General features: G+C 70.8%; 10 protein-coding genes. 6 read left to right on the top strand and 4 right to left on the bottom strand.

Annotated features, from left to right (window positions below):
* Positions 1-173 precede the first annotated feature (173 nt).
* Entirely contained in the window at positions 174-656 is a 483-nt protein-coding gene (locus VN520_RS11030; protein WP_325746695.1) for a GNAT family N-acetyltransferase, read from the top strand.
* A 68-nt stretch (positions 657-724) separates the two neighbouring features.
* Here VN520_RS11030 and VN520_RS11025 read toward each other — a convergent pair whose 3' ends face one another.
* Positions 725-1,111 carry a VOC family protein gene (locus VN520_RS11025; protein WP_325746694.1) on the bottom strand — a complete coding sequence of 129 codons (387 nt, stop codon included), beginning with the start codon at positions 1,109-1,111 and terminating at the stop codon, positions 725-727.
* A 261-nt stretch (positions 1,112-1,372) separates the two neighbouring features.
* On the opposite strand from VN520_RS11025, the gene VN520_RS11020 reads away from it, so the two are divergent.
* The gene (locus VN520_RS11020) at positions 1,373-1,945 is read left to right on the top strand and encodes a DUF6328 family protein (protein ID WP_325746693.1); all 573 of its coding nucleotides are present in this window, start codon (positions 1,373-1,375) and stop codon (positions 1,943-1,945) included.
* Between the two features lie 45 nt (positions 1,946-1,990).
* Here VN520_RS11020 and VN520_RS11015 read toward each other — a convergent pair whose 3' ends face one another.
* The 3 genes from VN520_RS11015 to VN520_RS11005 form a co-directional block, all read right to left on the bottom strand.
* Positions 1,991-2,818 carry a VOC family protein gene (locus VN520_RS11015; RefSeq protein ID WP_325746692.1) on the bottom strand — a complete coding sequence of 276 codons (828 nt, stop codon included), beginning with the start codon at positions 2,816-2,818 and terminating at the stop codon, positions 1,991-1,993.
* A gap of 104 nt (positions 2,819-2,922) precedes the next feature.
* The gene (locus VN520_RS11010) at positions 2,923-3,837 is read right to left on the bottom strand and encodes a cation diffusion facilitator family transporter (protein ID WP_325746691.1); all 915 of its coding nucleotides are present in this window, start codon (positions 3,835-3,837) and stop codon (positions 2,923-2,925) included.
* A gap of 138 nt (positions 3,838-3,975) precedes the next feature.
* Positions 3,976-4,311, bottom strand: a complete 336-nt coding sequence (locus tag VN520_RS11005) for a DUF6479 family protein (protein ID WP_325746690.1) — start codon at positions 4,309-4,311, stop codon at positions 3,976-3,978.
* A gap of 88 nt (positions 4,312-4,399) precedes the next feature.
* Between VN520_RS11005 and VN520_RS11000 the strand changes: the two genes are divergently transcribed.
* From VN520_RS11000 to nrfD, 4 genes are all read left to right on the top strand, one after another.
* On the top strand, positions 4,400-5,365 hold the full coding sequence (locus tag VN520_RS11000) for an LLM class F420-dependent oxidoreductase (RefSeq protein WP_325746689.1): 966 nt from the start codon (positions 4,400-4,402) through the stop codon (positions 5,363-5,365).
* 197 nt (positions 5,366-5,562) lie between these two features.
* Positions 5,563-8,835, top strand: coding sequence for a formate dehydrogenase (gene fdh, locus VN520_RS10995; protein WP_325746688.1), 3,273 nt, complete (start codon positions 5,563-5,565; stop codon positions 8,833-8,835).
* Positions 8,832-9,740, top strand: coding sequence for a 4Fe-4S dicluster domain-containing protein (locus VN520_RS10990; protein WP_325746687.1), 909 nt, complete (start codon positions 8,832-8,834; stop codon positions 9,738-9,740). The genes fdh and VN520_RS10990 overlap by 4 nt, the downstream gene beginning before the upstream one ends.
* A partial coding sequence (nrfD, locus tag VN520_RS10985; RefSeq protein ID WP_325746686.1) for an NrfD/PsrC family molybdoenzyme membrane anchor subunit occupies positions 9,737-10,241 on the top strand: 505 nt, incomplete at its 3' end. The genes VN520_RS10990 and nrfD, both read left to right, overlap by 4 nt.

The following is a 10,241-nucleotide window of genomic DNA, read 5'->3' as shown; positions in this document are numbered from 1 at the left end:
GCCGGCCGAGGCCGACGAGCGCATCCGCGAGGCACCGGCCGGGCCACCGGAGGGACCCCCGCTGGAACTCCGGCCGTTCGGCACCGACGCGGTCGTGGAGGAGTGGCGCGGCGGGCGGGGCGGGCGTCGAGAGCCGTGCGGGGCCCGCGCGCGGAGTGCGTCATACTCACCTCATGAGAGCGAGCGCCACGGAACGGCATGGCGCGGTCCGGATCAGGCGAGCCGTCGCGCGGGACGCCAAGCGGCTCACCCGCCTGGTCACCTCGTCACGTGCGTACGAGGGTCCCTACGCGCCCATGGTCGCGGGATACAAGGTGGGACCGGACTACATCGAAGCGCACGCCGTCCACGTGGCGGTGGACGACGGCGGCCGGCTTCTCGGTTTCTACGCGCTGGTCCTGTCCCCGCCGGAGCTCGACCTGATGTTCGTCGCCGACGACGCCCAGGGGCGGGGGATCGGACGGCTCCTCATCGGCCACCTGCGTGAGGAGGCGCGCCGGGCCGGCCTGGCTGCCGTACGCGTGGTCGCGCACCCTCCCGCCGAGGGCTTCTACCGCAGTGTGGGTGCCGAACGCACCGGCACCGTGGCGGCCCGCCCGCCCGCGGTGATGTGGGACCGGCCCGATCTGGAACTCACGACCGACGGCGGCCCCTGAGCCGGGCGGCCTGGCCGTGATCACTGATCACGGCCAGGCCGCCCGTATGCCCTCCGGGACGGGCGCTGCTACGACCAGCCCCCGTACGGACGCGTGATGAGTTCCATCCCGTGGCCGCTGGGATCGGGGAAGTACACCCCGCGTCCGCCGTCGTTGTGGTTGATCTCGCCGGGGTGTTTCCGGTGAGGATCGGCGTAGTAGGTGATCCCCTGCGCCTCGATGCGCCCGAAGGCGGTGTCGAATTCTGTCTCCGAGATGAGGAACGCGTAGTGCTGCACGGTGATCGATGCGGCGGGAACGGTCGCGAAGTCCAGCGTGACGCCGTTGGCGAGGACCACCGGGATGAAGGGGCCCCATTCGGTCCCGACGGTGAGATCCAGGATGTGCGCCAGGAATTCGGCCGACTCGCGGTTGTCCCGGCTGTGAACGATGGTGTGATTCAACTCGACTGACACTGTGGAATGCCTCCAGCGGGCATCTCACGGGCCACCTCCACGCCTCACCCGGCCGGTGACCGACGCGCGATGCCGTGCAACGATCTTAAGGGCATGGCCACGGCCGGTCGAGGCCTTCCCCTCATCCGGGAGCCGGTTCGCGGTCCACGCCGTTCGCCGTCGGGTGGTGGACCCCCCTGCCGCTGCCACCATGGAAGATCGGGGATTCACCACGGCTTCGCGGGGCACCAGTACCACCTCTACGACGTGGGGGAGGCATCCATGGGACAGATACCGGCGGGCAGTGAGGGAAGCGGGAGAGATGAAGCGGGGAGGAACCCGCACAGCGGACGGCGGGAGACCGAGGGGGAGCGGGCGGACCGGCAGTGGGGTGAGCTGCTCCAGGAACTGCGGGTGGCACAGACCGGCGTCCAGATCCTGTTCGGTTTCCTGCTCGCGGTGGTCTTCCAGCCCCGCTTCAGCGATCTCTCCACCGTCGACCGGAACATCTACGTCGTGACCGTCATGCTGGGGTCGGCGACGGCTGCCGCGCTGATAGGGCCCGTGTCGTACCACCGGCTGCTCACCGGCCGCCGGATGAAGCCGCAGACGGTCATCTGGGCCTCACGTCTGATGAAGCTGGGACTCGGCCTGCTCTTCGGCACGATGTGCAGCACGCTGCTGCTCATCCTGCGGGTGGCGCTGCACAACGTGGTGGCCCTCTGGCTGGTGGGCGGTATGGCCCTGTGGTTCCTGGTCTGCTGGTTCGTGTTCCCGCTGTGGGCCATCGCGCGGGACAACGGCCGACGGCCGGACGAAGGGGAAGAGGACCCGGACGCCGGCGCGCGTCCCTGACCCGTGGTCCTCGCCCCGCGCTGACCCGCCGGTGTCCCCGCCCCGTCAGTCCTCGTCCTCGTCCGCCGGGCTGCGTACGTCCGTCACGGTGAAGAGCCCGCCGTCGGGGTCCCGCAGCGTGGCCTCGCTGCCGTGCTGCACGCCGCGGTGCTCCATGAGGGCCCCTCCGTTGCGCTCGGCGGCGAGGACCGTGGTGTCCACGTCGGCCACGGGGAACTGCACCTGCCAGTGGGGGCGCACCTGGGGATCGGGGGCGGCCTCCACCGCACCGGAGCTGATCCGCGCCAGTGGGCGTCCGTTGCAGCGTACGAGCACTTCTTCCTTCACGTACGCCACCTCGCAGCCGCCAGGTTCCCCGCTCGCCCAGCCCAGGACCTCGCCGTAGAAGATCGCGGCGTCGAAGGCGTCCCTGGTGCGGAGCCGGAGCCAGGCGTGCGCGCGGTTCCCGGAAGGGGCGAGCCCGGCCGCACGGCCCGTCCACTCCCACACGCCGAAGGACGCGCCGTCCCGGTCGGCTGCCAGGACGGCGCGTCCCTGCCCGACCGTCAGCGGGCCCACGGCAACGGTTCCACTGCGTTCGCGGATGCGGGCCGAGACGACATCGGCGTTCCGGACGGAGAAATAGGGCATCCACGCCACGCCCACCTGGTAGGCCGACGCGACCGCGCCGATGCCGGCCACCGGCACTCCGTCGGAGCGCGCCATCAGGAAGTCCCTGCCCAGCGGTCCGCGGCGGAACGTCCATCCGAGAACGGCGCTGTAGAAGCGCCGGGCGTCCTCCAGGTCACGGGTCACCAGATGGACCCAGCACGGAGCACTCACCCCGCTCAGCACCGCCGGTTCCGGCACGGTCCGCGGATCGCTAGGAGTCATGGTCCCACTGCCTTATCGGTTCTGCGGCATGACTTCTTCGGTGCCGCGCGGCCAGGACCAGCCTCATCCGCCTCGGCTGCTCCCGCAACACACGGCGGCCGCGATCACACCCCGCCCCGGGGCGGGGCGTTGGTGATGTCGAGGAACACGTGCTCGGCTTCCGGCCAGCTCCGGGCGATCGACCGCTTGATCCGGACGGCGACCCGTTCGACCTCCTCGCTGTCGATGCCGGGCGCCAGATCTATCCTGGCCGCCACCAGCACCGAGTCGAGACCGAGGCCCATGGTGAACAGGGCCGCGACGTTGTCGATCTCGGCCTGGGACGTGAGGAAGTCCTCCACACCCCGGCGCAGGCCGAGGTCGGCGGACTCCCCGATCAGCCGGTCACGGGCGTCCTTGCCGAGCCGGAAGGCGACGTGGACCAGCAGCAGGCCGATTCCCACAGAGGCCGACGCCTCCCACACGACGTCCCCTGTGACCAGGTGCAGCACCATGCCCGCCATGGCCAGCAGCACGCCCAGCACGGCCGTGCTGTCCTCCGCGATCACCGTCCTCAACGCCGGGTCCCGGGCGGCGCCCTTCTCCCCGCGGAGCTGGACCAGTGCGCGGACGAGCGAGCCGCCCTCCGCGACCAGGGCGACCGCGAGGACGATCAGGCCCACCGTGTAGCCGTCGGGTGATTCCTGTTCGTCGCGGCCCAGTGCCTCCAGTCCCTGGAAGAACGAGAAGCAGCCTCCCACGACGAAGATTCCGACGGCCGCGAGGAGCGACCAGAAGTAGCGTTCCTTGCCGTACCCGAAGGGGTGGCGGGCGTCAGGAGGGCGGCGGCTGCGCTTGAGCGCGGCCAGCAGGAAGACCTCGTTGACGCTGTCCGCCACGGAGTGCGCGGCTTCGGACAGGAGGGCGGGGGAGCCCGAGAGGAGACCCCCCACCCCCTTGGCCACCGCGATGACGAGGTTGGCTGCGAGCGCCACCAGAACGGTGACGCGGGTCTTGCGGTCCGACTCCGGCTGGTTCATGTGCCCCCCTGGTCCCCTCTTCCTGTTGCACCGATCGGCCGGTGAGAACTGCCGGGCCCACGCACAGGCGTCCGGACCCGTTCCATGACGGGTCCGGACGCCTGCGCATCGCCGGCCGGTGGCCGGTGCGATCGTCTGTCAGTCACGCCGGCGCTCGTCCTCCGGCGGGATCACCTCGTTACCGCGGTCGCTGAGCTCGTACGGCGAGAGGGCGCGGCCGTCCTCGGGGAAGTGGTCCGACCCGTGCGGCCCGGTCTCCTGGATCTCCGTCCGGTGCTCCGGACGCGATGGCTGTTCCTCGGGGCGCGGTGGCCGTGATTCCTTGTCGCGGCGCCTCATGCCGAGCCAGAAGCCCCCGATCAGCAGAAGCACCACGAACAGGCCGACGATGCCGATGATCACGCCGACTGCTCCCGGTCCGTCGGCGCCGCCGGTGCTGGCGAGCGATTCCCATGCTCCGTTTGTTACGTCCATGCTTGGCGCATACCCCGGGGAATCGATCACAGACAGCCATTGACATGAATTCATGTTTTATGGCGATGTCACGGTAAATGTGTTTCACATGGTTCAAATCGGCTACACGATGATGACCGAGCAGGCAGGCCCCCGCGCCCTCGTCGAGGACGTGGTCGCGGCGGAGGACGCCGGCTTCGACTTCTCCGTCACCTCTGACCACTACTTCCCCTGGTTGGCTTCCCAGGGACACGCCCCCTATGCGTGGTCGGTTCTGGGAGCCGCCGCGCAGGCCACGTCCAGGATCCCCCTGATGACGTACGTGACCTGCCCGACCACCCGCTACCACCCGGCAGTGGTCGCGCAGAAGGCGGCGACCCTCCAGTTGCTCGCCGAGGGCCGTTTCCGGCTCGGCCTCGGTTCGGGCGAGAACCTCAACGAGCACGTCGTCGGGGCGGGCTGGCCCGCGGCCCATGTCCGGCTGGAGATGCTCGAGGAGGCCGTACAGATCATCCGCGCCCTCTTCGAGGGCGACCACGTGAGCCACCACGGCGCCCACTTCGACGTGGAGAACGCCAAGCTGTGGGATCTGCCCGAACGGCGTGTCCCCATCGGCATCGCCGTCTCGGGGGAGAGGTCCTGCGAACTCGCCGGAACGCTGGGCGACCTGGTCATCGCGACCGAACCCAGGAGCGAGCTGCTGAGCGCGTTCGACCGGCACGGCGGGGCCGGGAAACCCCGCGTGGGGCAGGTGCCCGTCTGCTACGACCCCGACCGGGACGCCGCGATCGCCCGCGCCCACGACCAGTTCCGCTGGTCGCTCGGCGGCTGGAAGGTCAACTCCGAGCTGCCGGGCCCCTCCGCGTTCGACCAGGGGACCCGGTTCGTCCGCCCGGAGGACATCGCCGGGTCCATCCCGTGCGGCTCGGACGTCGACGCGTTCGTCGAGGCCGTACGGCCCTACGCCGAAGCAGGCTTCACCGAGGTCGCCCTCGTCCAGATCGGCGGCGCCCAGCAGCGGCCCTTCATCGACTGGGCGCGGAGCACGCTGCTGCCGGCACTGCGCGAACTGTAGGCGGGAGCCGGGACACGGAGCGGGCAGCCCCGGCGGAGCGGAGAACCCCGGCGGAGCGGGAAGCCCACGTTTCCCCGCCGCACACCGGGTACGAGATCTTCCGCGGCCCCGCGCCCGTCCGAGCTGTCCCTCGTGTCGCCGACACGCAGCCGTGGGGTGAGCCTGGAGTAAGTCCCCGGACCGCTGGAGGAAACACGATGGGAGCAGGCAATCCGCTCGGCCGCTGGCCCGTCTACCGGCAGCTGACCGGCGGTGACCCTCTGGGCAGAGGGCGGGCCGTGGTGTCGCGGAAGACGGAGCAGGGCCGGCCCCGGACGGCCACGGCCGACCGCGTGGTCAAGTCCGTCTGTCCGTACTGCGCCGTCGGCTGCGGCCAGCAGGTGTACGTCAAGGACGACCGGGTCGTCCAGATCGAGGGCGACCCGGACTCCCCGGTCAGCCGGGGCAGGCTGTGCCCCAAAGGGTCCGCGACGCTCCAGCTCACCACCGGCTCGGCCCGCCGCCACCAGGTGCTGTACCGGCGCCCGTACGCCACCGACTGGGAGCCGCTCGACCTGGAGATGGCGATGGACATGGTCGCGGACCGCGTCGTGGAGACCCGGCGCAGCACCTGGCAGTGGGAGCACGAAGGGCTCCGTACGGCACGCACCATGGGTATCGCCAGCCTCGGCGGCGCCACCCTGGACAACGAGGAGAACTACCTGATCAAGAAGTTGTTCACCGGACTCGGCATCGTGCAGGTGGAGAACCAGGCACGGGTCTGCCACAGCTCCACCGTGGCCGGCCTCGGCACCTCCTTCGGCCGGGGCGGAGCCACCACCTTCATGCAGGACCTCCAGCACTCGGACTGCATCGTCATCCAGGGATCGAACTTCGCCGAGGCCCACCCGGTCGGCTTCCAGTGGGTGATGGAGGCGAAGGAGCGCGGTGCCCGGATCATCCATGTGGACCCGCGCTTCACCCGCACGAGCGCACTGTCCGACCTTTTCGTTCCCATCCGGGCAGGGAGCGACATCGCGTTCCTCGGCGGCATCATCAACCACGTCCTCACCGAGGAGAAGGACTTCCGGGAGTACGTCCTCAACTACACCAACGCGGCCACGCTGGTCAGCGACGACTTCAGGGACACCGAGGACCTCGGCGGTGTCTTCTCCGGCCTCGACGAGGAGCGCCGCCACTACGACGCCGAGACCTGGCAGTACCGCGGCGCCGAGGTCCAGGCCCCCTCCGGAGACGCCGACGAGCAGTACGGACGCCGGACCGAGGACGCCGAGGACCACGAGCGCATCCACGAGGCGGCCGAATCCGAGACCCACGGGTCCGGCGGCCCGCAGGCCGAGCCGTGGCCCCCGCGCGACGAGACCCTGCGCCACCCCCGGTGCGTCTACCAGATCCTCAAGCGCCACTACGCCCGCTACACCCCCGAGACGGTCGAGAAGATCTGCGGGATCAAACGCGAGGTGTTCCTGGAGGTCTGCGACGCCCTGACCTCCAACTCAGGGCCCGACCGCACCAGCGCATTCGCCTATGCGGTGGGGTGGACCCAGCACTCCACCGGTTCCCAGTGCATCCGCGCCGCGAGCATCCTCCAGCTGCTGCTCGGCAACATCGGGAGGCCCGGCGGCGGCATCCAGGCACTGCGCGGCCACGCCTCCATCCAGGGCTCCAGCGACATCCCGACCCTCTTCAACCTGCTGCCGGGCTATCTCCCGATGCCGCATGCCCACGCCCACGAGGACCTGGACGCCTTCATCCGGGCGAGCCGCACGGAGAAGGGCTTCTGGGGCGACATGCGGGCCTACTTCGTCAGCCTGCTCAAGGCCTACTACGGGGACGCGGCGACGGCCGGGAACGACTTCTGCTTCGACCACCTGCCGCGCCTCACCGGTTCGCACGGTACCTACGAGACGGTCATGGCCCAGCTCGACGGTGAGTGCAAGGGCTATTTCCTGATGGGTGAGAACCCGGCCGTCGGCTCCGCCAACGCGCGGCTCCAGCGGCTCGGCATGGCCCGGCTCGAATGGCTGGTGGTGCGCGACTTCTCGCTCATCGAGTCCGCGACCTGGTGGAAGGACGGTCCGGAGACCGAGACCGGCGAGATGAGGACCGAGGACATCGGCACCGAGGTCTTCTTCTTCCCGGCGGCGTCGCACACCGAGAAGTCCGGATCCTTCACCAACACCAACCGGTGGCTGCAGTGGCACCACGCGGCGGTCGAACCGGACGGGGACGCACGCAGTGACCTCTGGTTCGCCTACCACCTGGGCCGCCGCATCAAGGAGCGGCTCGCGGCGTCCGGCGACCCGATGGACCGGGCCCCGCAGGACCTCACCTGGGACTACCCCGTGGAGGGGCCGCTGAGGGAGCCCGTCGCGGCCTCGGTCCTGGCGGAGATCAACGGCCACGGCCCCGACGGCGCGCCGCTCGCCGCCTACACCGAGCTGAAGGACGACGGCTCCACCCGGTGCGGGTGCTGGATCTACTGCGGTGTGTACGCGGACGGCGTCAACCGGGCCGCCCGCCGCAAGCCGCACACCGAGCAGGACTGGGTCGCCGCCGAATGGGGCTGGGCCTGGCCCGCCAACCGCCGCATCCTCTACAACCGGGCCTCCGCGGCGCCGGACGGAACGCCCTGGAGCACCCGCAAGGCGTACATCTGGTGGGACGCGGCGGAACGGAGGTGGACGGGCCACGACGTCCCGGACTTCGTGCCCGACCGCGCACCCGGCTACGAGCCGCCACCGGACGCCACCGGCCCCGACGCGCTGCGCGGGGACGACCCGTTCATCATGCAGGCCGACGGCAAGGGCTGGCTCTACGCCCCGGCCGGCCTCGAGGACGGCCCGCTGCCCACGCACTACGAGCCGCAGGACTCGCCGTTCGGGAACGCGCTGTACCCCGCACGCTCCCGCTCGCCGGTGCGGCTGCTGCACCGGCGTGAGGGCAACCGCTACCACCCGAGCGACGGCGATCCGGGTGCGGACGTCTACCCGTACGTGGTCACCACGCACCGGCTCACCGAGCACTTCACGGCGGGCGGGATGAGCCGCTGGTCGCCGTATCTGTCCGAACTGCAGCCCGAGTTCTTCTGCGAGGTGTCGCCGCAGCTCGCGGCCGAACGCGGACTGGAACACGGCGGCTGGGCCACGATCGTCACGGCCCGCAACGCCGTGGAGGCCCGTGTGATGGTGACCGGCCGGATCACCCCGCTCACCGTGCACGGACGGACCGTGCACCAGATCGGGCTGCCCTTCCACTGGGGCCCCAACGGCATCGCCACCGGCGACGCCGCCAACGAACTGGTCGCGATCGCGCTCGATCCCAACGGCCTGATCCAGGAGGACAAGGCGCTCACCGCCGACATCCGTCCCGGACGCCGGCCCAGGGGGCCGGCCCTGCCGGAGATGGTCGCGGAGTACCGCGGCCGGGCGGGGATCACGGAGGCGACCGGAACTCAGGAGACGACGTGAGCGACAATCCCTTCGGCGGGCCCGAGCACGATCCGGCACGGGACGCGGGCCATACGGACGCCCCGCCACGCGTCGGATTCTTCACCGACACCTCCGTCTGCATCGGCTGCAAGGCCTGTGAGGTCGCCTGCAAGGAGTGGAACGCCCTGCCCGAGGACGGGCTGACGCTCACCGGCATGTCGTACGACAACACCGGTGGTCTCGGCGCCTCCACCTGGCGGCACGTCGCCTTCGTCGAACAGCCGCTGCCGGCCGGGCGCACCGCACTCCCACTCGTCGAGCCGGACGCCGGGCCGCAGGAACGGACGCAGCCACCGGGCGTGCGGTGGCTGATGTCCTCCGACGTGTGCAAGCACTGCACCCACGCCGCCTGCCTCGACGTCTGCCCCACCGGATCACTCTTCCGTACGGAGTTCGGCACGGTCGTCGTCCAGGAGGACATCTGCAACGGCTGCGGCGTCTGCGTACCCGCCTGTCCGTACGGGGTGATCGAGCAACGCCCCACGGACGGACGCGCGTTCAAGTGCACCATGTGCTACGACCGCCTCGGCGCCGGACAGGAACCCGCCTGCGCCAAGGCGTGCCCCACCCGGTCCATCCAGTTCGGCCCGCTCGACGAGCTGCGGGAGCGCGCCGCGCTGCGGGTGGACCAGCTGCACGAGGCCGGAGTCACCGAGGCACGGCTCTACGGCCACGAACCGGACAACGGGGTGGGCGGGGACGGCGCGTTCTTCCTGCTCCTCGACGCACCCGAGGTGTACGGGCTGCCCCCGGACCCGGTCGTCACCACCCGCGACCTGCCCGCCATGTGGCGCCACGCGGGGACGGCCGCGCTGTCGCTGGCCGGAACGGCGGCACTGTCCTTCATGCTTCCCGCACTCACCCGGAGGAAGGTGCGCCGATGACCCCGGACACGTCCAGCACACCGGCGAGCGTCCCCCGGACCGGCTCCTACTACGGGCGCCCGGTCATCAAGGCGCCCTCCTGGTCGGCCCGGGACATCGCCGGCTACTTCTTCCTCGGGGGGCTGGCCGGTGCCGGGTCCGTCCTCGCGGCCGGCTCCCACCTCACGGGACACTCCACCACCGCCACGGCGCTCAAGGTGTCCTCGCTGTCAGCCGTCACCCTGTCCGCGGCAGCCCTCATCCACGACCTCGGCAGACCGTCACGCTTCCCCCACATGCTGCGCGTCCTCAAACCGACCTCCCCGATGAGCATGGGCTCCTGGCTGCTCTCCGCCTACGGCCCCGCCGCCGGAGCGGCGGCGCTCACCGCCGTCACCGGCCGGCTGCCGAAGGCCGGCGCGGCAGCGACGGCCGCCGCAGCCCTGCTCGGCCCGGTGCTGGCGACCTACACAGCCGTCCTCGCGGCCGACACCGCCGTGCCCGCCTGGCACGGCGCACACC

The organism is Streptomyces sp., assembly GCF_035563135.1.
In the GTDB taxonomy this organism is placed as follows: Bacteria; Actinomycetota; Actinomycetes; order Streptomycetales; family Streptomycetaceae; genus Streptomyces.
The sequence above is the reverse complement of the archived record's forward strand: the minus strand, read 5'-3'. Positions and strand labels throughout refer to the sequence as shown.

Excerpts from the sequence above, each read along its gene's own strand:
- VN520_RS11005 (WP_325746690.1), bottom strand. The coding sequence starts at position 4,311 with ATGGACGTAACAAACGGAGCATGGGAATCGCTCGCCAGCACCGGCGGC.
- VN520_RS11015 (WP_325746692.1), bottom strand. The coding sequence starts at position 2,818 with ATGACTCCTAGCGATCCGCGGACCGTGCCGGAACCGGCGGTGCTGAGC.
- VN520_RS11000 (WP_325746689.1), top strand. The coding sequence starts at position 4,400 with ATGGTTCAAATCGGCTACACGATGATGACCGAGCAGGCAGGCCCCCGC.
- VN520_RS11030 (WP_325746695.1), top strand. The coding sequence starts at position 174 with ATGAGAGCGAGCGCCACGGAACGGCATGGCGCGGTCCGGATCAGGCGA.
- VN520_RS11010 (WP_325746691.1), bottom strand. The coding sequence starts at position 3,837 with ATGAACCAGCCGGAGTCGGACCGCAAGACCCGCGTCACCGTTCTGGTG.
- VN520_RS11020 (WP_325746693.1), top strand. The coding sequence starts at position 1,373 with ATGGGACAGATACCGGCGGGCAGTGAGGGAAGCGGGAGAGATGAAGCG.
- fdh (WP_325746688.1), top strand. The coding sequence starts at position 5,563 with ATGGGAGCAGGCAATCCGCTCGGCCGCTGGCCCGTCTACCGGCAGCTG.